This window comes from Exiguobacterium sp. SH1S1 (genome assembly GCF_004337245.1).
Lineage (GTDB): Bacteria > Bacillota > Bacilli > Exiguobacteriales > Exiguobacteriaceae > Exiguobacterium > Exiguobacterium aurantiacum_A.
Map to the genome: position 1 here is coordinate 174,096 of NZ_SJUZ01000003.1, position 26,120 is coordinate 200,215.

Sequence of the window (26,120 nt, forward strand, 5' to 3'; positions counted from 1 at the left end):
GTCACCCTCCTAATTGGTCGCCCACTTGCAGCTTTTGTCCGGCACCGCGCATGAACGTGGCACCGTCCATCCGTTTTTTTCCGGCCGGCTGTAACTCTGTCACTTTGATGGCGACGTCATTTCCAGTCGCGACCACAAACCCATCCTCTTCAAGCCGGACGATTGTGCCCGCCTCACCGCTCCCGCTCGTCTTCTCGCTCGCGAACACTTTCACCCGCTCGCCTGCGATCAATGTATACGCCGTCGGGAACGGGTTCATGCCACGAATGTGGTTGAAGATCGATGCACCCGGCTGCGACCAGTCCAGCTGTTCGCGGTCCCGGCTAATGTTCGGTGCGAACGTGACGTCACGTTCGTCTTGCGGTACCGCTTCGATCCAGCCTTCTAAAAAGGCTGGCAACGTCTTGATCAACAGATCAGACCCTGCGACGGCAAGTTTGTCGAACAGCGTACCGACCGTGTCTGTCTCTTCGATCGGGACGATCGTGTTCGCGATCATGTCACCTGCATCCAATTTATCGACCATGTACATGATCGTGACGCCCGTTTCTGTCTCTCCGTCCAAAATCGCTTGATGGATCGGTGCGCCCCCCCGGTATTTTGGAAGGAGCGAGGCGTGCACGTTGATCGCGCCATATGTCGGCGCCTCTAACAGTTCACTCGGCACGATTTGCCCGTAAGCCGCCGTCACAATCAAATCCGGTTCAAGCGCCAAAATATCCTCGTAATCGGTGCGGACTTTGATCGGCTGCAATACCGGGATGTTATGACGGAGCGCACACTCTTTGACCGGTGTCGGTTTGAGCTCGCGCTTGCGACCGACCGGTTTGTCCGGCTGCGAGACAACACCTACGACATTGTATCCTTCTTCGAGCAAGCGCTCAAGTACGGATACGGCAAACGCCGGTGTGCCCATGAAGACGATGCGCTTGTCGGTTCCTGGCTTAGGAACGGCGAGTTTATCGGTGAACAGGACGCCGTCTAAATGGTCGATCTCGTGTTGGATGGCACGCGCGAAGAAGCCGCTTGCCTTCACTTCTTGAAAGCGCCCTTTCATGTCTTGCGTCTTGACGACGATCGACTCATGTCGTTCGACGAATCCGAACTCACCCGGGATGCTCAAGCAACCTTCTAATCCGACGGCTTTGCCTGCGGTCGAAATGATCTCTGGATTGATCAATACGAGCGGACCTGTTTCGTCGTCAGTATGGACGACGGCAAGGCGCTGGTTCAAATTGACTTGCGGCGCGGCCACACCGACGCCATCATACTCATACATCGTGTCAAACAGCCGGTCGACCGTCTGGCGCAACTTCTTGTCAAACTTTGTCACCGGGTCACAGTTGACCCGCAAAATCTCATTTGGAATTTCGACTACTTTATACATTTCGTTCCACCTCACATGAAGACGTATGGATTTACATCTATACTCAATTGATATTCTTTTTTGCTGATTGCTTTCGCCCGCGCTTGTTGCAGCATGGCGAGAACGGGATATAACGCTTCCGGTTGTTTCGTCTTGATAAACAGCTGGTAGCGATACAAGTTTTTAAGTTTCGATAACGGTGCCGGCATCGGTCCGTTCAGCCGGGACTGCTCGACGTGCGCTGCCGCGAAATCGGCGGCGAACAGGTCGGCCTCGGCTTGCGCGACGAGCGGATTTTCAGCCGCGAACGTGACGAGCGTCACGTACCAGTAAGGCGGATGGTTGCCGACTTGTCTGAGTTTCATCTCGCGCTCGAAAAACGACTCATAATCATGCCCACTCGCCGTCTCGATGACATAATGGTCCGGATTGTACGTCTGGACGTACGCCTCACCCGGTAAACTTCCACGTCCGGCTCGTCCGGCGACTTGGGTGACGAGTTGGAACGTGCGTTCGGTCGCCCGAAAGTCGGGCATGCCGAGCGTCGCATCGGCCGCGAGCACGCCGACGAGCGTGACGTTCGGAAAATCGAGCCCTTTGGCAATCATCTGGGTACCGAGCAGAATGTCGGCCTCGCCGTCCTCAAACCGTTTCAACAGCTGTTCGTGCGACCCTTTACGCGACGTCGTATCCTGGTCCATGCGAATGATCCGTGCTTCCGGGATTCGGTTCAACAGCTCGGTCTCGATCTTTTGCGTGCCGGTGCCGAACTGTTTGATTTTTTTACTGTCGCACGTCGGGCATTTCGGCGGCATTCCGATCTCATAGCCACAATAGTGGCATTTGAGCCGGTCGCCGTGCTGATGATACGTCAAGTTGACGGCGCAATGCGGGCAGGTCAGCCCTTCCCCACAATCACGGCACATGACGAACGTCGTGAACCCGCGGCGATTGAGCAAGATGACACATTGTTCTTTTTTCGCAATCCGGTCATTGATGGCCAGAAATAAATCTTCCGAGAACATCGTCGTGTTCCCTTTCGCGAGTTCGCGACGCATATCGACAATATGGACGGGCGGCATCTTGCCACCGTAGCGTTCACTCAAATGCAAATAGCGATAGACGCCTTTTTGGGCGCGGGCGAATGACTCGAGCGACGGTGTCGCGCTTCCGAGCACGACCGGACAGCCGTGATAACGGGCGCGCCAAATTGCGACGTCGCGCGCATGATAGCGCGGGTTCTCTTCTTGTTTATACGTCGTCTCATGCTCTTCGTCTAGGATGAGCAGGCCGATGTGTTCGAGCGGAGCAAAGATGGCCGATCGGGCACCGACGACGACGTCGACTTCTCGTCGCTTGATTTTCCGCCACTCATCGTACTTCTCGCCTTGCGACAAGGCGCTATGGAGTACGGCGACGCGGTCGCCAAAACGGCGTTTGAACCGTTTGACCATCATCGGTGTCAAGCTGATCTCTGGGACGAGCAAGACGGCTTGCTTCCCGTCATCGACGACTTGGCCGATCGACTCGAGATACACTTCGGTCTTTCCGCTTCCGGTCACGCCGTGGAGCAACAACGTCTCACCGGCTTCGGCCTCGCGAATCGCGCGCACTGCTTCCGTTTGACTGTCATTCAGTTGGACATCATCGATCACTTGTTCGATTGAAGCGTACGGGTCTCGATTCAATTCGACTTCGGTCACTTTGACGGCACCGAGCGTCTCGAGCTTTTGCAGCTGGGACCGCGTCAATCCGATTTGACGGAGCGACGACCAGTACATACGAGGCACGTCTTCAAGTAGACGGACCGCCTCGAGCTGTTTTTTGGCACGCGCCGGGACGACGCTCGCATCCTTCAACTCGATCAACAAGTCGGTTTTGACCGTTCGTTTCTCTTTTAGCACCGGTGAAAGCGACAAGTCCCCTTTTTTGGCCATGGCCAAAATCAACGACTGGACTTCTTTTGGGTACTCGGACAAGTGTGTGCCGGCCCGAACACCCTCAGGAAGTGACTCCCCTTTGATCGCTTTATCGTAACTGACTTTCAGCGCCGCCGGCAACATGGCGAGCAGTGCCGACGAGCGGAAGCAAAGCGTTGTCTGTTTCACGTGCGTCGACAGTTCGAGCAACTCTTCGGTCAAAGACGACTCTTCGTCAAGAAGTGCTTCGAGCGGTTTTAACCCTTCACGTGTTCCGTCCGATACCCCTGTCACGATGCCGAGTAACCGTCTCGATCCGAACGGTACCGATACGCGCATACCTGGCTCGATCAACGACTCGAACTGGACCGGGACCTCATAGTCAAACGGTCGGTCGATCGTGATGACCGGAGCATCGACGTGGACGTGGGCAATCATCGTAAACCTTCCTTAAAGTAGGCGAGTAACTCGTGGGCGAGACGTTGTTTACTCTGCCGTGGCAGACGGACAGATGAGCCATCCGCTCGGAATAAGACGACTTCGTTGTCGTCAGACCGGAAACCGATGTCTCGCTTCGACACGTCATTCGCGACCAAGAAGTCGACGTTTTTACGCTCGAGTTTAGCCCGGGCATGGTCTTCAAGCTGCTCTGTCTCGGCAGCGAATCCGACGAGGAGCTGATGCGTCTTCTTCGTTCCGAGCTCTTTTAAAATATCGGTCGTCTCCTCGAGCTCGATCGTCAACGGGCCGTGGACTTTTTTATGTTTCTCGATGTGGACCGTCTTCGGACGATAGTCAGCGACCGCCGCCGACTTGATGACGATGTCTTGCGTCGCAAATCGCTCGAGCACGGTCTCGAGCATCTGTTGTCCCGACTCGACCGCGATCGCGGTCACCCCGTCTGGGACCGGGACTTGGAGCGGGCCGTGGACGAGTGTCACATTCGCGCCCATATCTCGCGCCGCCTCAGCAAGGGCGACTCCCATCTTCCCGGATGAATCGTTGGATAAAAACCGGACCGGGTCGATACGTTCGACCGTCGGACCAGCCGTGATCAAGACGTGCTTTTCAAGCAAGTGTTTCGGGACGAACTGGCTCGCGATGATGCGGACGAGATCTTCCGGTTCGGGCAGACGTCCGCCGCCAATCCAGCCGCAGGCCAGATTGCCGATACCCGGCTCGATGATTTGATAGCCGTATGATTTGAGCGTCTCGATATTTCGGCGGGTCGCCGGATGTTCGAGCATATTGACGTTCATCGCCGGAGATACGATGACGGGACATTTCGCTGCTAAGATCGAGGTCGTGATGAAGTCGTCGGCGATTCCGTTAGCAAGTTTAGCGATGATATTCGCCGTCGCCGGGGCGACGACGATTAAATCACTCGTATCAACGACATCGATGTGGGCGATCTTCGTCGGGTCGTGCTCTTCGAACACGTCCGAATAGATCGGATTGCGACTGAGTGCTTGAAACGTCGCCTTTCCGACGAACTGCTCAGCTGATGCTGTCATCGCCACGCGGACGTTCGCGCCTGCTTGAACGAGTTTTGACGTGAGTGCGCACGCCTTATATGCAGCGATACCGCCGCTCACACAAAGCAAGATGTTCCGGTCGTTCACCATTCACATTTCTCCCCTTTATAGACAATGAGACCCAAGTCGTATCCGACTTGGGTCACACTTCATCCGTTGTTCTTTTCGTTCACGATGATTGTCGTGTCACCCGAGAATATTTCTTCTAGCGCTTGACCGACCGGTTTATACGATTTTGGCGCAGCGATTTTTGGTGCTTTTCCGTCTTGGATTTGGCGGGCACGCTTGGCGGCCACCGTCACGATTGTGTATTTCGACGGGATGATACGTTGTAAGGCATCAATCGAAGGGTATAACATTAAATGACCTCCATCATAGCTTTTTTATAGAGAGACGCGACACGTTCACGTTTACAATGCTCGGCCGTCACGATCGCTTTGATCCGGTCGATCGCTTTATCGACTTCGTCGTTTGTGACGACGTAATCGTAAGCATCCATCAACTCGATTTCTTCACGGGCGACGAGCAAGCGTTGCTTGATGACTTCTTCCGATTCAGTGCCTCGACCGACTAAACGGTTTCGAAGTTCTTGCAGGCTCGGCGGTGCGAGGAATAAAAAGACGGCTTCTGGGAAGCGTTCCTTTACTTGGAAAGCTCCTTGGACTTCAATCTCTAAAATGACGTCCTTGCCACTTTCAAGCGTCTCGCGCACCCATTCGACCGGTGTCCCATAATAGTTGCCGACGAATTCTGCATGCTCAAGCAGTTGATCGTGTTCAATCATGTCTTCAAATTGCTCTCTCGTCTTAAAGAAGTAATGCACTCCCTCAACTTCGCCTTCACGTGGTTTTCGAGTCGTTGCCGACACCGAATACTGAAGGTTGTTGTCCGCCTCTTCACGGAGCACTCGGCAAACAGTACCTTTGCCGACACCGCTTGGACCAGACAAGACGATTAATAATCCTCGTTCTTTAAAATTCAATGCAAGCCCTCCATCTTCTAACATCACATTACATTATAATAGCAGTCCTTTAATTGTTACGGCAAGAAGAAGTTCGGATTTCCTACTTCATCGTACCATATTTTCTGTGAATCTGATAACGTAGAGACAGAAAAAGGACAAAGGTGATGAGACTAATGGCATATGATGGATTAATGACATATCGTGTCGTAAAAGAACTACAACCGCTCGTTGGCGGTCGAATCAATAAAGTGCATCAACCGTATGCGCTCGACTTGATGATTCAAGTCAGATCGAACCGACAAAGCGTCTCGTTGCTCGTTTCAGCGAACGCGATGTATGCGCGACTTCAATTGACGGACACCCCGATCAAGAACCCGCAAGAGCCTCCGATGTTTTGTATGATGCTGCGGAAGCATATCGAGGGCGGCTTTATCACAGCGATCGAACAAGTCGGCCGCGACCGCGTCATCGTCTTCTCGGTCAGATCGCGTAACGAGCTCGGTGATGAAGAAAACAAACGCGTCTATGTCGAACTGATGGGACGTCACTCGAACGTCGTCTTGACGAACGAAGACGGCAAGATTTTAGACGCGATCAAACACCTTCCCCCGTCTCAAAACACGTATCGGACGATCATGCCAGGCAGCGAGTACATCTTGCCGCCGGCGCAACAAAAGTCCGATCCGTTGACGGAACGGGAAGCGGGATTGAAACGAATCGATTGGAACGCAGGTATGCTCGACAAGCAGCTCGTCGCTCACTTTTCCGGGATGAGCCCGCAGATCGCCCAAGAGATTATGTATCGGGCCAAGACGCCGAACCGTACGAACTTAGAGGCGGCGTTTGACAGCGTGATGGCGGATCTTGACGGCGCTTATGTATTCCAACAGCTCGCCTCCGGGAAGGAACGGTTCAGTCCGATCGCGCTCACGTCAGGCGATATCGTTTCTGAAGAACGCTACGACTCGAGCCGGGAAGTGCTCGACCGCTTTTACTATGAGAAGGCGAACCGTGACCGGGTCAAGCAGCAAGCCCATGACGTCGAGCGTCTGCTCAAGTCAGAGCTCGAGCGCAACCAATTAAAACGGAAACGCCTGCTCGAGGATATGAAAGCGACGGAACGATCGGACGAGCTCCAAAAATACGGTGAGCTGTTGACGACGTATTTGTTCCAACTCGAGAAAGGGATGAAAGTCGCCCACGTCGTCGACTATTATGATGAGGACGGCGCCATGATCGATATCCCGCTCGATCCGCTCAAAACACCGAACGAGAATGCGCAACGTTACTATAAGAAATACAACAAACTAAAAGTTGCCAAAATCGAGGTTCAAAAGCAAATTGAACTGAACGAGACCGAAATCAGCTATTTAGAGACGCTCGTTGCCCAACTCGACGTCGCCGCGCCGCGCGATATCGTCGAGATTCGCGAAGAGCTGGCCGAAGGCGGATACATCCGACAAAAACGTCAGAAGAAGAAACAAACGGCCAAAGTCGCGCTCGAAGGCTACACATCTTCGACCGGTGTCGAGTTTTACGTCGGCAAAAACAATACGCAAAACGACTACTTGACGTTCAAGTTCGCGCGTCGCGACGAAGTTTGGCTTCACGTGAAAGATATCCCCGGTTCACACGTCATCATCCGGTCAACCGAACCGGACGAGACGACGCTCCTCGAAGCAGCGACCGTCGCCGCCTACTTCTCGAAGGCACGTGCCTCGAGCGGGGTGCCGGTCGACTATACGAAAGCCCGTTACGTGAAAAAACCGAGCGGCGCCAAGCCGGGATTCGTCATCTACACCGATCAGCAGACGGTATACGTGACTCCGGACGAGCAGCTCGTCAAATCGCTTAAACAATGAACGAAGGCCACGTCATTCGACGTGGCCTTTGTTTATTTCGGATTATGTTTGAACGCCTCGAGCTGTTCATGATAGTCGAGCAGATGTCCGTGTAAAATTTCAGAAACAGATAAGTCTTCATGCTTCAATTGGAAGAGCGAGTACGGTTTGTCACACGTGTAGAGAATGTCGTGATGGTGGGCGAGCAGGAATAAAAACTCGGACTCGAACGCGTGGCGTTCGTCCTCGGTCATCATGAGTAACGCTTCCCGGTGCTCAGCGAGACTCTCGAGCAGCAAGACCAATTTATCCTCTAAATGAATCAATAACCGATATTGCTTGATCGTCAAATGCTTCAACTTAACCTTCGTCACTTGCATATCCTCTTGCAACATCATATGGAGCTCTTGATGGCCGAGGATACGGGCGCGCGTCTCGAGCAGTTCTGCCGGGGAGCCGATCAGTTCGCGCCAATGATGGAACATATACGCCGACGTCTTCCGAATCTCGCCAAGCAGACGCTCTTCATAACGCGGTGGCATGAACGCATAGTTGACGCCGAGCGAGACGAACACACCGACCGCCGTCAATAGCGAACGCGTCCACGCGTAGTGGAAAAAGTCGGTCGTCGGGTTTTCAAGCATGAGCACAATCGCGAACGCCGCATACGTCGACATGTGCGTCTTATCGAACGTCGTGTTGAGCGTGAGCGCGACGATGACGGCAAGACCGATCGAAATCGGGTTCACCCCGAACGCATAGACGATCAACAAGCCACACATGAGGCCGACAATCGTGCCGAATATACGGCTAAAGACGATTTTCGACGACCGTTTGACGGTCGGTTGCATCGCGACGACGGCGGCGATGGCACCCATCCCCGAATAAATGCCGAAGACGTACCATGACAAGGCGATCGTGATGGCGACGGCGATCCCGGTCTTAAACGTTCGCAGTCCGACTTTAGGAATGTAGCGTTTGTTGATCATTTCAATTCGACCTTCCCTGTCTCAGAGATCAGTTCCACGTTCGGACGATTCGAGTTCGAAAGATGGTACACACCGTTGCTGATTTCTTTAAAGCGCTCAGCCGCCGCGATGTTTCCTGTTGTCGTGACGGTCACTTGTCCGGTCGCGTTTCGCGGCTCATACATGAGCGCCCCGGCCTCTGTCTGGACGGTCAGCGCTTGGTTGACGACGACGTCACGGATTGTCGCGTCCCGATACGACCGGATGTCACCCGTGACGACACGAACCGTCTCAAACGTGGCATCGCTTCTCGTCTCGACTCGAAGCCGGTCGCTTTCAAGTTTCTTCAGATTGACCGCGTTGGCATCGAGAACGATGGTTTTCGCGACCAGGCCTTGTCCGGTCACTTGCTCAGCCGTCACTTCGATCGATGTCATCGAACTTGGCAACGCGACCCGGATTTTATAACGGGACGGCTCCGCGCTTGCCCGACTCCCGAACTGGCTCATCGGTCCATACCGTTCGACGACGGAAATCGTGTCCCCGACCGACTTCACTTTAATGCGACGTTCTTTCGAATTCGTCTGCAGTACTTCGATCTGAACTTTTTCATTCGTGCTCCGGATAAATTCAACATTCCCATGCGCCGTCTCAAGCCGAAGCTTTTTCATCTGATAACGGTCCTCATACTTGTCCCCTAGCGCCAATATGTGGCTGAATACGAATAAATTCACGAAAAATAATAAAGGTAACACCGTGAGGACGAGACCGAATGCGATTTTGCGATGTTTAGGGATGTTTTGAAACCGTGCTTTCAATGACTGTCCTTTAATTCTAGAATACGCCATAGTTCTCTCCTTTTTCGACTACTTTCCCTATTCTAACACGTTCAGTATCACATGTTGCCAAATGAAAAAGAATCCGCCCGGAGGTGGATTCTTCAGCGTGTCACTTGTTTGCTCCAAACGGTTGGGCTTTCTTGCCAAGCTGTGAGCGAGATTGCTTCGTTCTCAGAAATCACGTCTTGGTTCCGAGCAACTTCAATCAGTTCAGCGAACGTCGTCAGTGACGAGGCGGTCAAGTTCGCCTCGGTCAAATTCACGCTCAAGCTGTCTAGACCGTATGAGAAAACGGCTTGAATCAGAACGACTTCGCCTCCGGCCGCTCGAATCGCCTGAGCCGCTTCAATGCTCGATTTTCCAGTCGAGAGCAGGTCTTCGATGACGACGACGCGCGCTCCTTTGTCGAATCGCCCTTCAATCTGGTTGCCTTTCCCATGCCCTTTCGCACCCGACCGGACGTAGACGAGCGGTAGACCGAGTCGGTCGGCTAAGAGCGTCGCATGGGGAATCCCTGCCGTCGCCGTTCCCGCAATGACGTCGGCGTCGAGCGGACGGACGGCGTCGACAAGTGCATCGATAATCTGTGAACGCACTTCTGGATAACTGAGCGTCAGTCGGTTATCACAATAAATCGGGCTTCTTAACCCGCTCGACCATGTGTACGGTTCATTCGGTGATAAAGTGACGGCTTCAATCGATAATAATGCCTCAGCGATTTGTCTCATACGTTTGGCTCCATTCCTTCATAAAGTATTCGTAAGCTGCGTTCGGGTCGGCTGCCCGGGTGATCGGGCGCCCGACGACGATAGCTGACACACCGGCGTCAAAAGCGGCTTGCGGTGTCGCGACCCGGACTTGATCGTCTGTCGTTTCGTTGATTCGGATGCCGGGCGTCACCGTCAAAAACTGTGAACCGAGCGCTTGTCGAATCGCGCGGGCTTCGTGAACGGACGCGACGACCCCGTCGAGTCCTGCTCGTTTGGCAAGTCCCGCTTGGCGCAAGACGGCCTGCTCGAGACTTCCGCCAATTCCGAGTTGTTCTGACAGCATCCGCTCGTCGGTCGATGTCAGTTGGGTCACCCCGATCAATGTGGTCGTGTCGTTCACATCACGCAACCCATCCAATGCGTAGCGCATCATCGTCTCACCGCCGAGCGTATGAACGTTCGTCATTTCAACGCCGAGCCGGCCGATTTGGCGGAGCGTCCGCCTTGCCGTCTCCGGGATGTCATGAACTTTGACGTCTAGAAAGACCGGGTAACCGCTCGCGACGAGTTCTTCGACGAACCGTCCACCTTCACGGTAGAAAAGTTCCATGCCGACTTTGACGGCCGGGCGTTGGTCAATTTTTTTCAAGAGTGAAAACGCTTCGTCACGTGTTTCGACATCAAGCGCGAGATACAACCTGTTCATACGCCTTCCCCCTAACGTCTAAAATATGATCGATGCCGAGTTCATCGAGCCGGCCTGGCAACGCCTCGATGATTTCCTGGCATACGTATGGGTTTTCAAAATTGGCAGTCCCGACCGCGACCGCCGATGCACCCGCATAGATAAATTCGAGCACGTCGTCGACCGTCCGCACACCGCCCATGCCGATAATCGGGATATTGACCGCTTGGGCGACTTCGTACACCATCCGGATGGCGACCGGCTTGATGGCCGGACCGGATAATCCGCCGATTCGGTTCGCTAAGATCGGTTGACCGGTCGCAATGTCAATCCTCATGCCGACGAGCGTATTGATCATCGTGATGCCGTCGGCGCCGGCCGCTTCGACCGCACGTGCCATCTCCGTGATTGACGTGACGTTCGGGGATAGTTTGACGTATACCGGTTTCGTCGACGCCGCCTTGACGAGGCGCGTCAGTTCGGCCGCCATCAAAGGATCGGTCCCGAACTGCATGCCGCCACACTTCACGTTCGGGCACGAGATGTTCAGCTCGAGTGCTTTCACGCACGGGTCGGCGCTCATTTTCCGCGCGACGTGGATGTATTCTTCTGGGGTCGAACCCGCCACGTTGGCAATAATTTCAGTGTCAAACTTGGCGAGGAATGCCAACTTGTCTTCAACAATCGCGTCGACACCCGGATTTTGTAATCCAATCGCATTCAACATTCCTTGCGCCGTCTCGGCGACACGCGGTGTCTCGTTCCCGAACCGCGCCTCCCCGGTCGCCGCTTTGATCATGATGCCCCCGAGGATCGACAAGTCGTACAGCTTGGCGAACTCTTCGCCGAATCCAAAACAACCGGACGCCGGCATGATCGGATTTTTTAACGATAAGCCGGGTAGTTCGATGTGTAATCTCATAACGTCACCTCTTCTGCCCGAAATACCGGTCCGTCACTGCACACTTTCACGTAACCGTCCGGTGCTTTGCACACACAGGCGAAGCACGCCCCGATGCCGCAACCCATCCGGTTCTCGATCGAGATGTAGCGTTCATTAATATGCGACGCGGCGACCGCTTTTAACATCGGCTCCGGACCACAGCTGAACAAGACGTCGGCGTCGATTCTAGCGAGCGGCCCGGTCACGAACCCCGCCTCTCCATACGTTCCGTCGACCGTCGTGATGATCGTCTCGCCGAGTTCGCGGAACTCGTCTTCATAAAATACACTCGCTTCTGAATCAAACCCGAGAATCGCCACCGTTTCGATTCCGCGCGCGGCGAGCATCCGGCGCGTGTAATAGAGTGGCGGCACCCCGATCCCCCCGCCGACGAGAACGACGCGCTTGCCGTCTTTTGCGAGCGGGAACCCGTTACCGAGCGGACCGAGGACGTCAAGTTCGTCCCCGGCTCGTCTCGTCGCGAGTTCGGCCGTCCCGGTCCCGACCACTTTGTACAGAAACGTGACGACGTCTGCTTCGACGTTTGCGACCGACAGTGGCCGGCGCAACAGTTCGGACGTCTTCACATGGAAAAACGTCCCCGGTGCGATTGTTGCATCACCGATTCGCACTTTCATTTCCATTGTCGCTTTCGCGATCTCCAAGTTCGATAAGATGGTCGCCCGTTGTCTCATACAGTCACCCCGAATTCGGTGAACGCCGGCAGGCTCGTCGTCTGGAACGATAGGCTCTCGATGACTTGCAAGAGCGCCTTCACCGTGTCGAGCGACGTCAAGCAGAGCACACCTTGCTCGGCCGCGGCCCGGCGGATAATGAATCCGTCTTTCGTCGCCAAGGCGTCGCGTGTCGTCGTATTCAAGACGATGTCGACATCGCCCCGCTCGATGACGCTCAGCATCGTCTCACCCGCTTCATGGATCTTCCCGACTTGTCGGACCGGCAACTCGGCTGCCGTAAGTGCCGTCGCCGTGCCTGACGTTGCCATCAGGCGGAAGCCGAGCCGGTTGAAGCGACGGGCGATGTCGAGCGCTTCGTCTTTGTCTTGATCGGCGACCGTCAACAAGACGTTTCCTTTCAAGGCGATCGTCATCCCGGCAGCGACGAGTCCTTTATAGAGCGCTTTTTCAAGCGTTCGGTCCGTCGCCATGACTTCCCCCGTCGATTTCATCTCTGGCCCGAGTGACGGGTCGACTTCTTTTAGTTTCGCAAAACTGAACACCGGCACTTTGACCGAGATGGCGTCAGATTCTGGGTGCAAGCCCGTTCCGAGGCCGAGCTGTTTCAACGTCGTCCCGAGAATCGTCTGCGTCGCGATGCGTGCGACCGGCAGTCCCGTCACTTTCGAGATGAACGGCACCGTCCGGCTCGCCCGTGGGTTGACTTCGATGACGTACAAGTCGTCCGCATAGACGAACTGAATGTTGAGCAACCCTTTGATGCGGAACGCTTTGGCGAGTTTGATCGTGTAATCGACGACTTTTTGTTTTAACGCCTCGCTCAGCCGTTGCGGCGGATAGACGGCGATCGAATCGCCAGAGTGGACCCCGGCCCGTTCGATATGTTCCATGATGCCCGGGATGTAGACGTCCGTCCCGTCGCAGATGGCGTCGACTTCGATCTCGATCCCGGTCAAGTAGCGGTCGATGAGGACGGGACGATCTTTCGAGGCGACGACGGCGTGGCGCATATACCGCTCGAGCTCCGAACGCTCATAGACGATCTCCATCGCCCGGCCGCCGAGGACATACGATGGGCGGACGAGTACGGGATAGCCGAGCATGTCGGCACAAGCGACCGCTTCCTCGACCGTGACCGCGGTCTTGCCCGGTGGTTGGGCGAGCCGTTCTTTCGTGAGCGTCGCCTCGAACGCTTTCCGGTTTTCGGCCCGGTCGATGTCTTCAAGTGACGTCCCGAGAATTTGGACGCCGTTCTCTTCGAGCGAGGCGGCCAAATTGATTGCCGTCTGCCCGCCGAACTGGACGATGACCCCGAGCGGTCGTTCATTGCGAACGACTTCTAATACGTCTTCTGTCGTGAGCGGTTCAAAGTAGAGACGGTCTGAGATCGAGAAGTCGGTCGATACCGTCTCCGGGTTGTTGTTGACGATGATCGCCTCATATCCGGCGTCACGGATCGTTTGGATCGAATGGACGGTCGCGTAGTCGAACTCGACGCCTTGCCCGATCCGGATCGGGCCTGAACCGAGTACGAGGATGGACGGTTTATCCGTTTTCACCGCTTCGTTCTCGACTTCGTACGTGCCGTAAAAGTACGGCGTCTCCGAGGCGAACTCGGCGGCACACGTGTCGACCATCTTATACACTGGCCGAACGTTCCACTCATCGCGTAACGACGCGATCGTCTCGACGGCTTGGTCCGTGATGCGGGCGATCATGCGATCACTGAACCCACGTTGCTTCACTTCGCGCAACCGTTCCTCTGTCAACGGCTCGTCGCGCAACGCTTCTTCCTCACGCCAAATCCGATCGAGTTTTGATAAGAAGAACCGGTCGATTTTCGTCAAGCCGTGAAGCTGTTCTGTCGAGTAGCCGCGGCGAAGCGCTTCGTACAGCATCCACAACCGTTCGTCGGTCGGTGTCGTCAGTTCTCGTTCCAGTTGTTCAGCCGTCAATTCGGAAAGGCGTGGTACGTATAAGTCTTCCGTACCGAGTTCGAGCGAACGAACGGCTTTCAAGAGCGCTTCTTCTAAATTCCGACCGATGGCCATGACTTCGCCCGTCGCTTTCATTTGTGTGCCAAGACGACGGTCCGCGGTCTCGAACTTGTCGAACGGGAAGCGCGGGATTTTAGCGACGACGTAGTCGAGCGCCGGCTCGAACGAGGCGTAACTCGTCTCCGTCACCGGGTTTTTTAGTTCCGACAACTTGTAGCCGACCGCGACTTTCGCGGCGAGCTTGGCGATCGGGTATCCCGTCGCTTTTGAGGCGAGAGCCGAACTCCGCGAGACGCGTGGGTTGACCTCGATCACGTAGTACGTGAAGCTGTCCGGGTCGAGCGCGAACTGGATGTTACATCCGCCTTCGATGCCGAGCGCCCGGATGATGTCGAGCGAGACGCTGCGGAGCATTTGATAATCACGGTCAGACAACGTCTGGGTCGGGGCGAACACGATCGAGTCACCGGTATGGACACCGACCGGATCGAAGTTTTCCATGGCGCAGACGATGATGGCCTGGTCGCTCGAGTCGCGCATCACTTCATATTCGACTTCTTTCATGCCGGCAATCGACTCTTCAAGCAGCACTTGCGTCACCGGACTCGCCTTGAGTCCCGATTCGACAATCTGCTCGAACTGTTCCCGGTCGTGGGCGATTCCCCCACCGGTTCCGCCGAGCGTATAAGCCGGACGAATAATGATCGGATAGCCGATCCGGTCAGCGAAGCTCCAGGCGGCGTCGAGTGAATGGACGATATCGCTGTCTGGGACGCCGTGACCGAGCTTGTACATGAGGTCGCGGAACTGTTCCCGGTCTTCTGCCTGCTCAATCGCCGACAATTTCGTTCCGAGCAGTTCGACGCCGCAGTCGCGGAGCACGCCGCGTTTATCGAGCTCGACCGCCAAGTTCAGTCCGGTCTGCCCCCCGAGTGTCGCGAGAAGCGCGTCCGGACGTTCTTGACGGATGATCCGCTCCACAAATTCCGGTTCGAGTGGTTCGATATAGACGCGGTCCGCCGTCGACGGGTCAGTCATGATCGTCGCCGGGTTCGAGTTGACGAGGATGACTTCGTAGCCCTCTTCTTTTAAGGCAAGACACGCCTGGGTACCAGCATAGTCAAATTCTGCCGCTTGTCCGATGACGATCGGGCCGGAGCCGATCACAAGGATTTTCTGAATATCTGGTCGTTTTGGCATGTCACATTCCTACTTTCTGTCTGTTTTCGTTGACGAGTGTCATAAAGCGGTCGAATAAGTCGTTGGCGTCATATGGTCCTGGCGCTGCTTCCGGATGATATTGCACCGAGAACGTCGGATGATGTAAATGTTTGATGCCTTCGATCGTCCCGTCGTTGACGGCGCGATGCGTCACGATGAGCGGCGTCTCAAGGAGCGACGTCTCGTCGACGGCGTAGCCGTGGTTTTGTGACGTGATCGTCACAGCACCGGTCTCAAGCTCGAGGACAGGATGATTGGCACCACGATGCCCGAACGGAAGCTTGAACGTGTTGGCACCGCTCGCGAGCGCAATCAACTGATGGCCGAGACAGATCCCGAACATCGGGAGTTTTGGCATGAGTGCTTCGATCAGCGGGAGCGCTGTCGGTACGTCTTTCGGGTCGCCTGGTCCGTTCGAGAGCATGACCCCGTCCGGCTCATAGCGCATCACTTCTTCAGCCGTCACGTCGTGCGGCAAGACGACGACTTCACAGTCGCGCTTCAACAATTCGCGCATGATCCCGAGTTTGGCCCCGAAATCGATGAGGGCGATCCGGCGGCCGCTCCCGGTGCTGACGTAAGCCCGTTTTGTCGAGACACGTGCCACTTGATCGGTCGGGAAGCTCGCTTCAAAGCGCATCGAAACGTCTGCCCACGTCGACTCACCGTCGATCAACACGCCGCGCATGACGCCGCGTGAACGAAGGTGACGCGTCAACATGCGCGTATCGACACCTTCTAGACCTGGTATTCCGAAGCGTTCGAGCGTCTCCGGCAACGTCGCCGTCGAGCGGAAGTTCGACGGCAGATCACAAGCTTCTTTGACGATGAGCGCTTTTGCCATCGGGACGGTCGTCTCAAAATCTTCACGGTTGACGCCATAATTTCCGATGAGTGGATTCGTCAACACGATGAGCTGGTCACAATAAGACGGGTCCGATAAAATCTCTTGGTAGCCGGTCATTCCCGTTTGAAAGACGACTTCCCCAATCGTCTCGGCGTTCGCGCCGAACGCCTTGCCTACAAATGCTGTCCCGTCTTCAAGCCATAATGTTCGTTTCATCGAATCTCCCCTTATATACGATTTCTCCGGCCACGATCGTCACGACCGGCCAACCTGTGAGTCTTTTCCCAGCGAACGGTGTGTTCTTCCCTTTTGACGCGAACGTCGCCGGGTCGACCGGACGCACCGTCTCCGTATCGATCAGCGCGAGGTCCGCCGCCCGGCCGACTTCAATCACGCCGTAAGGCAGACCGAACACCTCGCTCGGTCGTCTCGTCATCCAGTCGATGAGCGCCGCCTCTTCCATTTGTCCCGTCTTGACGAACGTCGTGTAAAGGAGCGGGAACGCCGTCTCGAATCCGGTGATGCCGAACGGGGCGCGCTCCATCCCTTGTGCTTTCTCTTCAGCCGTGTGCGGGGCGTGATCGGTCGCAATCAAATCGATCGTCCCGTCGAACAGCCCTTCTAAGAGCGCCGCGCGGTCGTCTTGGCTCCGCAGCGGCGGATTCATCTTGAAGTTCGGATCTAACCCCGGGATGTCGTCTTCCGATAAGACGAGGTGGTGCGGTGTCACTTCCGCCGTGACGTGGATTCCGGCCCGTTTGGCGTCACGGATGACACGGACCGATTGACGTGACGACACGTGACAGACGTGATAGTGGCAGCCCGTCTCTTCGGCGATCAACACGTCACGGGCGATATGGATGCTCTCGGCGAGACTCGGGATGCCTTGGATGCCGTGCGTCTCACTAAACTTCCCTTCATGGACCGAACCGGCCTTGAGCGTATTGTCTTCGCAATGGGCCACGACCGCTTTCCCAAGCCGTTTCGCTTCCCTCATCGCTTGACGCATCATCGCCGCCGACTGCACGCCGACTCCGTCGTCTGTGAACGCGAACGCGTCCGCAAGTGACGGCATATCGACTTGTTCGACACCGAGCTGCCGTTTCGTGATCGCCGCATACGGGAGCACGCGGACGCTGGCGTCCCGCTCGATCCGAGCGAGCAAGTCATCGAGCGTCGCCCGGTCGTCCGGGACCGGCCGTGTGTTCGGCATCGCGCAAATCGTCGTGAACCCTCCGGCCGCAGCCGCAGCCGTCCCGGTCTTGATCGTCTCTTTCGCCTCGCCACCCGGCTCGCGCAAATGGACGTGGACGTCGACGAGACCTGGGATCAACAGCTTCCCGTTTGCGTCAATCACTTCGTGTCCTTCGGTCGTCCCGTCGTAATCGACCGAACGGATCGTACCGCCTTCGATCAACAGATTGCTCGTCCGTTTCGTCTTCCCGTCATACCACGTTGCGTGTTGAATAATCATTGTTGTCCCCCTAATGCTCGATTTAAGATGGCCATCCGTGCGTAAACGCCGTTCTTCATCTGTGGAAAGATGCGCGATGACGGATGTTCGATCAAACTGCCGGCGATCTCGACGTCCCGGTTGACCGGGGCCGGATGCATGATGATGGCGCCTTGTTTCATCCGCTCGACCCGCTCGACCGTCAAGCCGTAGCGCGCATGATAGTCTTCTTTAGAAAAGATGTCACCCATAATGTGGCGCTCGTGCTGAACGCGGAGCAACATGACGACGTCGCAGTCCGGTAAGATGTCGTCAAGGTCGCGGTGCGAAAGCCCCATCGAACCATCCCACCACGATTCCGGGCTACAACCGACGACATTCGCCCCGAGCCGTTTCAACACGCCTGCGTTCGAGCGGGCGACCCGGCTATGGACGAGATCGCCGCAGATGGCGATATTCAAGCCTTCGAACGTCTTGAACTCTTCATAAATCGTGACGAGGTCGAGCAGCGACTGTGACGGGTGTTCCCCGCTCCCGTCCCCGCCGTTTAATACTGGGATTGTCAGCTTCTCGACGAGCTCATGGTAGTATCCCGCTTCAGGATGGCGGATGACGAGCGCGTCGACACCGATCGCTTCAAGCGTCTTGCACGTGTCGTATAACGTCTCGCCTTTCGTCACCGATGACGTCGCCACGTCGAACGGGATCTCTTGTATGTTCAAGTGCCGCTCGGCCATTTGAAACGAGTTTTTCGTCCGCGTCGAATTTTCGAAGAACAAGTTCGCGACCGTCTTCCCGTCAAACAGCGGCGGCATGTCCCCTTGTTTGTAGCGGAGCGACTCTTCGATCATCCCCATGATCTCTTCGAGGGTGAGCGTTTCTAAGCTGACAAAATGGTTCGGTTGTTGTTTGATCAAATTCATGTTCGTCTCCTCCTTTTGTTTGGAGGCAAAGAGAAAAGGCGTCTCTTCACCTACGTGAAGGGACGCCTTCATTTGGGTAGACTGCACCCAAATAAACGAGCCTTCACTTTGCCGACCTCACGGGATCGAATTAAAAGTTACTTGCCTGTTTCGTTTCTTCAGTTGTATCGACCGAAGCCGGTTCGACTTCTTCTTTCGGCAACACCGCGTTCAAAAGAATACCGACGACCGTCGCGAGCGCCATCCCTTGGACTGGGAAGCTGCCGAGTTGGACCATCGCCCCGCCGAGGCCGACGACGAGAATGACCGAGGCGATGATGAGGTTGCGTTTCTCGGCGAGGTCGACGTTGCTGTCGACCATCGTCCGCAGTCCGTTCGAGGCGATGACACCGAACAAGAGGATCGAGATACCGCCTTTGACCGGATTCGGGATTGTCGAGATGAACGCCTCGACGTGACCGAGGAAGCCGAAACTGATGGCCATGAGCGCTGCTCCCGCGATGACGTAGACGCTGTACACTCTCGTGATCGCCATGACCCCGTTGTTTTCACCGTACGTCGTACACGGCGGTCCACCGAGCGCTGAGGCGACGGCTTTGCCGACGCCGTCGCCGAGGAGCGTCCGGTGCAGGCCTGGATCTTTCATCGTCTCGCGTCCGATGATTTTCGACGTGACCATTTGGTCGCCGATGTGCTCCGTCATCGTGACGAGCGCGACCGGGACGATGGCGAGGAGTGCCCCGACTTGCCACATCGGCATGTAGTCGACGAACACCATCGTGAAGTCAGGCAGTTGGAACAGGCTCGCTTGACCGATGGCCGAGTAGTCGATGATGCCGAACATGGCGGCGATGGCGTATCCGCCGACGATGCCGAACAAGATTGGAACCGCGCCCCATACTCCTTTTAACTTTGTCATCGCGAGGATCGTGATGCCGAGCGTGAGCAGGGCGACCGTGATGAACGTGCCGTTATACGCTCCGTCGCGGTTCATCGACATGTCGATGGCGACCGGTGCGAGCGATAAGCCGATGACCATGATGACCGGACCGACGACGACCGGCGGCAACAGTCGTAACAACCAACCGACGCCCGTCTTAAAGATGATGAGCGACACGACACCGTAGACCGAACCGGCGATAATACCGCCGAACAGTGCGGCTTCGACGCCCCATTGCTGGCTGACCGCGATGATCGGTGCGATGTAGGCAAAACTTGACCCGAGATACGTCGGGACTTTGAATTGGGTGATGACTAGGAATGAGAGCGTGGCCACACCGGAAGCGACGAGGGCGACGGACGTGTTCAGTCCGGTCAAAATCGGGACTAAGATCGTCGCTCCGAACATGGCGAAGACGTGTTGCAAGCTGAAGAGCAGCCATTGCGGCAAGTGAGCGGGACGCTCGTGGATGTTGAGGATGGGGGTTTTCATAAATAGTTCTCCTTCCTGGCCTCTCTGGACCACCTTAAAGGTTTTGGATTTATTGCTGTTGGATGTACACTTCGTCTGTCGTGTCGACTTCACTGAGTCGGACCACGACTTGTTCTGTTTTCGATGTCGGGACGTTTTTCCCGACAAAGTCCGGGCGAATCGGCAACTCGCGGTGCCCCCGGTCGATCAAGACGGCGAGTTGGATGTAATCGGGCCGACCGTGGTCGACGAGTGCGTCCATGGCGGCTCGGACCGTCCGTCCCGTGTACAAGACGTCATCGACGAGGACGACCGTCTTGCCATTGATATCGTGCGGGAGTTCGGTTGCTTTCACTTCTGGGTCGAGCGACTTCTTCGATAGGTCGTCCCGGTAGAGCGTGATGTCTAAGTTACCGAGCGCGATCGGTTTTCCTTCGATTTCTTCGATGCGATGGGCGAGTCGGTCGCCGAGCGTCTCACCGCGCGTTTTGATCCCGACGAGGACGACGTTGTCCGTTCCTTTGTTGCGTTCAATGATCTCATGGGCGATTCGCGTCAAGGCGCGTCGGATCGCGGCTTCGTCTAGTATGGTCGAGCGTTTCATATGATTCCTCCTCTCGTAATCTATAAAAAAAGAAGACTTCCTCATCCGGCTGGAAAGGAAGTCTTCACGAAGGCAAACGAGTGCCGTATATGATAGACGGTTGTGGCCGCGGCCACGATCCTTTCACAGCCTCTCTGGACTGGGTTTAAAGGTGTTATGCTTTCTAGACTATAAATCTGAATCGGTTGAAAGTCAACGTGTTTTCTCGATTTTGTCCAATTTTGCGAGCTCTGCCTCGAAGTCGGTCGGGAGTGCCGCCTCGAACTCGAGCCATTCGTTCGTCCGCGGATGATGGAAGCCGAGCGTGGCTGCATGGAGCGCTTGCCCGTTCAAATCGATTGTCCGACGCGGTCCGTATTTCGGGTCTCCAGCAAGCGGATGGCCGATATAGCGCATATGGACACGGATTTGATGCGTCCGTCCTGTCTCGAGCTTGCACTCGACGAGCGTGAAGTCTTTATAGCGCTCGAGCAGACGGAAGTGTGTTACCGCTTCTTTCGCATTCTTGTCTGTCACCGTCATGCGCTGACGATCGTTCGTGTCGCGCCCGATCGGCGCCTCGATCGATCCGAGCTCATGGACGAGCTCGCCGTGGACGAGTGCGACGTATTCGCGTTTGATCGTTCTGTCTTTCAACTGTTGCGCGAGTGACTCGTGCGCCATATCGTTTTTCGCGACCATGAGCAGTCCCGTCGTATCTTTATCGATACGATGGACGATACCCGGACGCTTCACACCATTGATGCCTGAGAGGTCGTCACAGTGATATAACAGCGCGTTGACGAGCGTTCCAGACGTATGACCAGCCGCAGGGTGCACGACCATGCCACGTGCTTTGTTGACGACGATGACATCCTCGTCCTCGAACACGACGTCGAGCGGAATATCTTCGGGGAGGACTTGGAGTTCGACGGCTTCTGGCACCGTCACGACGACTTCGTCCCCTTCTTGCAGTTTATAGTTCGGCTTCACGAGTTGACCGTTGACGAGCAGATCCCCTGCCTTAATCCAGTCTTGGATTTGCGAACGTGACCAGTCACTTCGTTCGCTCATCCATTTATCGATCCGTGCCTTTTCTTCGGCGACAAATGTGTAAGTTTCCATTACGATTGTCCCCTTTCTTTGTTTAATTTTTCTTCGAACAAGACGCCGATGATCATAAAGATGACCCCGAACGTGAGTGCCATATCGGCGACGTTAAAGATTGGGAAGTTGTAGCCGAACGGGTACGTGTCGACGAAGTCGACGACCTCGCCCCGGAACAGACGATCGATAAAGTTGCCGATCGCTCCGGCGAGCAGTAAGCCGACACTGTAGCCGAGCAGTTTGAACCCGTTCACTTCTTTATGCAAGAAGTAGATCAGACCGACGACAACGACGGCGGTGACGACGAAGAAGAACACCATCTGTCCTTCGAGCATGCCCCAGGCCGCGCCTCTGTTGCGGTACGATGTCAAATAGAGCCATCCTGGAATCAATTCGACCGATTGACCGATTGTCATCGTCTGGACGACGATCCATTTCGTCACTTGGTCGAGCAAAATGAGAACGACTGCTAATCCGTAATAACGTTTCATCAAATTCTCCTTTCAAGTCATAAGAAACCGGAGTGGACTGTGCGCCACTCCGGTCCGGCTCATGCGATGACTTCTGTACAGCGCGGGCAAAGTTCTGGATGATCTGCGTTCTGACCAAGTTCGGTCGAATACGTCCAACAGCGGGCACAAGCGGCACCGTCTGCTTTCGCGACGCTGATCTTCGCCGTCGCGTAGTCGACGTCGGCCGTATCGACGTAGTCGAGTTGTGACACTTGCAGGAGTTGACGAACGTTATCGATCGTGTCGAGCAGCGCTTTCGTCTCACCCTTCGGTGCGATCTGAAGTTTTGCTTCGAGCGGTTTCCCGATCAACTTCTCGCCGCGGGCGATCTCGATCGCTTTCAAGACGTCGTCGCGGAACGTGAGGAATTTCGACCATTTCGCGAGTAATTCCGTCTCTGCTTCCGTGAGCGGCGCCACTTCTTCAAGGTCCGACAAGAAGACGCTATCCGTCGTCTTGGCCGGGATTTCTTGCCAGACTTCGTCCGCCGTATGCGGGAGGACCGGGGCAAGCAGCTTCGTCAAAGTGATGACTGCATCATACATGACCGTCTGAACGGCACGGCGACGCGCATCATTTTCACGTTCGATGTAGAGGATGTCTTTCGTGAAGTCGAGATAGAACGACGACAATTCGTTGACACAGAAGTTGTGGCTCATGTGGTAAACAGCCATAAAGTCGAACGTATCGTACGCTTTGACGACTTTCGTCTGAAGTTGTTTCAGCTTCGTCGCCATGAAGCGGTCGGCTTCCGGCATATCTTCGAACGCGACGCGCATCGACGGATCGAACCCGTTCAAGTTACCGAGCAAGAAGCGTAACGTGTTACGGATCTTCCGGTATACTTCTGACACTTGTTTAAAGTTGTCATGCGAGGCGCGGACGTCTGACTGATAGTCGACAGACGCGACCCAAAGACGTACGATTTCAGCACCGTACTGTTTCACGAGGTCGTTCGGTGCAATCGTGTTGCCGAGCGATTTCGACATCTTCCGGCCGTCGCCGTCAAGGACGAAGCCGTGACTGAGGACGTTGCGATACGGTGCTTTGCCAGTCGTCGCGACTGCAGTCGACAGTGACGAGTTGAACCAACCACGGTATTGGTCCGAACCTTCTAGGTACAGGTCGGCCGGACGGCGCAAGTTGTCGCGCTGTTCGAGCACACCTGCGTGTGACGAACCTGAATCGAACCAGACGTCCATGATGTCGACTTCTTTACGGAACTCGCCGTTTGGACTGTTCGGATGTGTGAAGCCGGATGGCAACAAGTCTTTCGCCTCGCGCTCGTACCAGACGTTTGATCCGTGCTCATGGAACAAGTTGGCGATATGGTCGATCGTTTCGTTCGTGATGATTTCCGTTCCGTCTTCTGCGTAGAAGATCGGGATCGGCACACCCCATGCCCGCTGACGGCTGATGACCCAGTCGCCACGGTCACGGACCATGTTGAACAGGCGCGTCATGCCCCATTCCGGTACCCAGTTTACTTCTTCGATTTCACGCAACATGTCGCTGCGGAAGTCTTTGATCGAAGCGAACCATTGCGGTGTCGCCCGGAAGATGACCGGCTTTTTCGTACGCCAGTCGTGCGGGTACGAGTGCTTGATGAATTTGAGCTTCAACAAGTTGCCATTTGCTTCGAGCTTCATGCCGATCTCTTTGTTCGCATCTTCATAGAACAGTCCTTCAAAGCCTGGTGCTTCGTCCGTCATATACCCACGGTCGTCGACCGGGCACAACACGTCAAGTCCGTACGCTTGGCCGACACGGTAGTCGTCTTCCCCGTGGCCAGGTGCGATATGGACGCAGCCTGTCGCTTCAGCCGTGACGTGGTCGCCAAGGATGAGGAGTGACGTCCGGTCGTAAAGCGGGTGCTGTACCGTCATGTGTTCGAACTCGCGTCCGTTCCAAGACCCGCTCACTGAGTACTCATCCCAGCCGAGTGCTGTCGTCACTTCTTCGACGAGCGTCTCGGCAACGATATACCCTTTGCCATCGTGTTCGATCCGTGTGTATGTCAGCTCATCGCTGACAGCGATCCCGAGGTTGGCCGGAATCGTCCACGGTGTCGTCGTCCAGATGACGAAATGGTCGGTCGTCCCGAGGACGCCTTTGCCATCGACGACTTGGAACGCCACATAGATGGCTGGTGATTTTTTGTCATAGTACTCGATTTCCGCCTCAGCGAGTGCCGATTCAGAAGACGGTGACCAATAGACCGGTTTTTTCCCTTTATAGATGTATCCTTTTTCAGCCATCGTGCCGAACAGGCGGATTTGCGCCGCTTCATATTCAGGCTGGAGCGTGATGTATGGATTGTCAAAGTCAGCGAGCAGTCCGAGACGCTTGAACTGTTCACGTTGTGAGTTCACTTGCTCCATCGCGTAAGCGGCACATTTTTCGCGGAACTCGGCGACAGTCATCTCTTTACGGTTGACGCCTGCTTTTTGAAGCGCGTTCTCGATCGGAAGACCGTGTGTGTCCCAACCTGGGATCATCGGTGATTGATAGCCGTTCAACGACTTGAAACGGACGATGATGTCTTTTAACACTTTGTTGAGTGCATGGCCCATATGGATGTCACCGTTGGCGTACGGAGGTCCGTCATGTAGAATGTATTGCGGCTTTCCTGCATTCTTCTCTTGGACGCGGTTGTACAAGTCCATCTGCTCCCAAGCCTCGTGCATTGCTGGCTCGCGCTTCGGCAAATTTCCACGCATCGCGAATTCTGTATCAGGCATCAATAATGTGTCTTTGTAGTTCATTGAAACTCCTCCTGCATCTTTTTTGAAAAACAAAAAAACCCGCCCCTAAATAGGGACGAGTTCATCGACTCGCGGTACCACCCTACTAATCTCAAGTAGACCTTGAGACCGCTCTCGGTAACCGATAACGAGGTCAAGCGGTCACGCTTACTCAATTCAGCATGACACTCATAGGGGATACCAAATAAAGTCTTTCTCTTAGGCTTGCACCTTCCCTAAGTCGCTTCGTAGGTGTGACTTTATTGACGTGTCCTAATCAACGTATTGTTTATTATCCGTGATGTTTGTTTGGTGTGACTTCGTCGTCATTATACGCAAGTTCACTCGTATCGTCAAGAACCGTCTGGACAGGCGGCTCTCCGACAATCGTGTCCCATTCGGTACTATTTAGAAGTTCCATCTGTGCGTCGACGAGTACACGGAACCGGGTCCGGTACAGTTCGACTTTTTTCAACATTTGAATGACTTCACGCTCTGCCATCTGCTCTTTACGCGACGCTTCCTCTTCTCGGGCGAGCGCTTCGCGTTCAGCCTGCTTCAAGATGAGGCTGGCTTCTTTGGCCGCATTGGTCTTGACTTCTTCTGCTGCCTCTTGTGCGACGATAATCGATTTATTCAACGTGTCTTCCATCGAGGAGAAGTAGTCAATACGGGCTTGCATATCGTTGACGAGTTCTTCGTACCTTCTATTTTCACGAATCAATAGCTCAAACTCTTTAATGATTTGATCTAAAAATTCATTGACCTCATCGATATCGTACCCGCGAAAACGAGTCGAGAACTCTTTGTTATGAATATCAATCGGTGTCAACGCCATTCGACTTTCCTCCTAA

At 55.1% G+C, this 26,120-nt stretch carries 22 protein-coding genes, 1 pseudogene and 1 other annotated feature; of the genes and pseudogenes, 1 reads left to right on the top strand and 22 read right to left on the bottom strand.

What is annotated here, in order from left to right:
* Position 1 precedes the first annotated feature (1 nt).
* The 6 genes and pseudogenes from fmt to gmk form a co-directional block, all read right to left on the bottom strand.
* Entirely contained in the window at positions 2-973 is a 972-nt protein-coding gene (fmt, locus tag EVJ23_RS08580; protein ID WP_255417542.1) for a methionyl-tRNA formyltransferase, read from the bottom strand.
* A pseudogene (def, locus tag EVJ23_RS15340) lies at positions 959-1,387 on the bottom strand (peptide deformylase); the annotation flags it as partial. The pseudogene def and the gene fmt, both read right to left, overlap by 15 nt.
* Before the next feature lie 11 nt (positions 1,388-1,398).
* On the bottom strand, positions 1,399-3,723 hold the full coding sequence (gene priA / locus EVJ23_RS08585; RefSeq protein WP_131465308.1) for a primosomal protein N': 2,325 nt from the start codon (positions 3,721-3,723) through the stop codon (positions 1,399-1,401).
* Positions 3,720-4,910 (bottom strand): bifunctional phosphopantothenoylcysteine decarboxylase/phosphopantothenate--cysteine ligase CoaBC, encoded by a 1,191-nt coding sequence (gene coaBC, locus EVJ23_RS08590; protein ID WP_131465310.1) that lies wholly within the window; start codon positions 4,908-4,910, stop codon positions 3,720-3,722. Before coaBC ends, priA begins: the two co-directional genes overlap by 4 nt.
* A gap of 59 nt (positions 4,911-4,969) precedes the next feature.
* A complete protein-coding gene (gene rpoZ, locus EVJ23_RS08595) occupies positions 4,970-5,179 on the bottom strand; it encodes a DNA-directed RNA polymerase subunit omega (protein WP_070327533.1) in 210 nt (69 codons plus the stop codon).
* Entirely contained in the window at positions 5,179-5,826 is a 648-nt protein-coding gene (gene gmk / locus EVJ23_RS08600; RefSeq protein ID WP_070327534.1) for a guanylate kinase, read from the bottom strand. The genes rpoZ and gmk overlap by 1 nt, the downstream gene beginning before the upstream one ends.
* A gap of 131 nt (positions 5,827-5,957) precedes the next feature.
* On the opposite strand from gmk, the gene EVJ23_RS08605 reads away from it, so the two are divergent.
* Complete coding sequence (locus EVJ23_RS08605; protein WP_131465312.1) at positions 5,958-7,646, top strand: Rqc2 family fibronectin-binding protein; 1,689 nt, start codon at positions 5,958-5,960, stop codon at positions 7,644-7,646.
* Positions 7,647-7,678: 32 nt separating this feature from the next.
* Here the strand turns inward: EVJ23_RS08605 and EVJ23_RS08610 are convergent, their stop codons facing one another.
* The 16 genes from EVJ23_RS08610 to EVJ23_RS08685 all read right to left on the bottom strand — a co-directional run bounded on the left by EVJ23_RS08610 (position 7,679) and on the right by EVJ23_RS08685 (position 26,104).
* Positions 7,679-8,614 (bottom strand): FUSC family protein, encoded by a 936-nt coding sequence (locus tag EVJ23_RS08610; RefSeq protein ID WP_070327536.1) that lies wholly within the window; start codon positions 8,612-8,614, stop codon positions 7,679-7,681.
* Positions 8,611-9,441, bottom strand: coding sequence for a DUF4097 family beta strand repeat-containing protein (locus tag EVJ23_RS08615; RefSeq protein WP_070327537.1), 831 nt, complete (start codon positions 9,439-9,441; stop codon positions 8,611-8,613). Before EVJ23_RS08615 ends, EVJ23_RS08610 begins: the two co-directional genes overlap by 4 nt.
* Positions 9,442-9,533: 92 nt before the next feature.
* A complete protein-coding gene (pyrE, locus tag EVJ23_RS08620; protein ID WP_071399571.1) occupies positions 9,534-10,160 on the bottom strand; it encodes an orotate phosphoribosyltransferase in 627 nt (208 codons plus the stop codon).
* Entirely contained in the window at positions 10,144-10,848 is a 705-nt protein-coding gene (pyrF, locus tag EVJ23_RS08625; protein ID WP_070327539.1) for an orotidine-5'-phosphate decarboxylase, read from the bottom strand. The genes pyrE and pyrF overlap by 17 nt, the downstream gene beginning before the upstream one ends.
* Positions 10,823-11,749, bottom strand: coding sequence for a dihydroorotate dehydrogenase (locus EVJ23_RS08630; protein WP_071399570.1), 927 nt, complete (start codon positions 11,747-11,749; stop codon positions 10,823-10,825). The genes pyrF and EVJ23_RS08630 overlap by 26 nt, the downstream gene beginning before the upstream one ends.
* Positions 11,746-12,465 carry a dihydroorotate dehydrogenase electron transfer subunit gene (locus EVJ23_RS08635; RefSeq protein WP_071399569.1) on the bottom strand — a complete coding sequence of 240 codons (720 nt, stop codon included), beginning with the start codon at positions 12,463-12,465 and terminating at the stop codon, positions 11,746-11,748. The genes EVJ23_RS08630 and EVJ23_RS08635 overlap by 4 nt, the downstream gene beginning before the upstream one ends.
* Complete coding sequence (carB, locus tag EVJ23_RS08640; RefSeq protein ID WP_131440321.1) at positions 12,462-15,665, bottom strand: carbamoyl-phosphate synthase large subunit; 3,204 nt, start codon at positions 15,663-15,665, stop codon at positions 12,462-12,464. Before carB ends, EVJ23_RS08635 begins: the two co-directional genes overlap by 4 nt.
* Position 15,666: 1 nt before the next feature.
* Positions 15,667-16,749, bottom strand: a complete 1,083-nt coding sequence (locus tag EVJ23_RS08645) for a carbamoyl phosphate synthase small subunit (protein ID WP_071399567.1) — start codon at positions 16,747-16,749, stop codon at positions 15,667-15,669.
* Positions 16,727-18,007, bottom strand: a complete 1,281-nt coding sequence (locus EVJ23_RS08650; RefSeq protein WP_131465314.1) for a dihydroorotase — start codon at positions 18,005-18,007, stop codon at positions 16,727-16,729. The genes EVJ23_RS08645 and EVJ23_RS08650 overlap by 23 nt, the downstream gene beginning before the upstream one ends.
* On the bottom strand, positions 18,004-18,909 hold the full coding sequence (locus tag EVJ23_RS08655) for an aspartate carbamoyltransferase catalytic subunit (RefSeq protein WP_131465316.1): 906 nt from the start codon (positions 18,907-18,909) through the stop codon (positions 18,004-18,006). The genes EVJ23_RS08650 and EVJ23_RS08655 overlap by 4 nt, the downstream gene beginning before the upstream one ends.
* A 130-nt stretch (positions 18,910-19,039) precedes the next feature.
* Positions 19,040-20,341 (bottom strand): uracil-xanthine permease family protein, encoded by a 1,302-nt coding sequence (locus EVJ23_RS08660; RefSeq protein WP_131465318.1) that lies wholly within the window; start codon positions 20,339-20,341, stop codon positions 19,040-19,042.
* A gap of 49 nt (positions 20,342-20,390) precedes the next feature.
* Entirely contained in the window at positions 20,391-20,924 is a 534-nt protein-coding gene (pyrR, locus tag EVJ23_RS08665) for a bifunctional pyr operon transcriptional regulator/uracil phosphoribosyltransferase PyrR (protein WP_070327547.1), read from the bottom strand.
* Between the two features lie 192 nt (positions 20,925-21,116).
* On the bottom strand, positions 21,117-22,028 hold the full coding sequence (locus EVJ23_RS08670) for an RluA family pseudouridine synthase (RefSeq protein WP_070327548.1): 912 nt from the start codon (positions 22,026-22,028) through the stop codon (positions 21,117-21,119).
* The gene (lspA, locus tag EVJ23_RS08675; protein ID WP_131465320.1) at positions 22,028-22,501 is read right to left on the bottom strand and encodes a signal peptidase II; all 474 of its coding nucleotides are present in this window, start codon (positions 22,499-22,501) and stop codon (positions 22,028-22,030) included. The genes EVJ23_RS08670 and lspA overlap by 1 nt, the downstream gene beginning before the upstream one ends.
* Before the next feature lie 59 nt (positions 22,502-22,560).
* Positions 22,561-25,287, bottom strand: coding sequence for an isoleucine--tRNA ligase (ileS, locus tag EVJ23_RS08680; protein ID WP_131465322.1), 2,727 nt, complete (start codon positions 25,285-25,287; stop codon positions 22,561-22,563).
* A gap of 48 nt (positions 25,288-25,335) precedes the next feature.
* Positions 25,336-25,556: a binding site (T-box leader), on the bottom strand.
* A gap of 2 nt (positions 25,557-25,558) precedes the next feature.
* Positions 25,559-26,104, bottom strand: a complete 546-nt coding sequence (locus tag EVJ23_RS08685) for a DivIVA domain-containing protein (protein ID WP_016509011.1) — start codon at positions 26,102-26,104, stop codon at positions 25,559-25,561.
* Between the last annotated feature and the right edge of the window lie 16 nt (positions 26,105-26,120).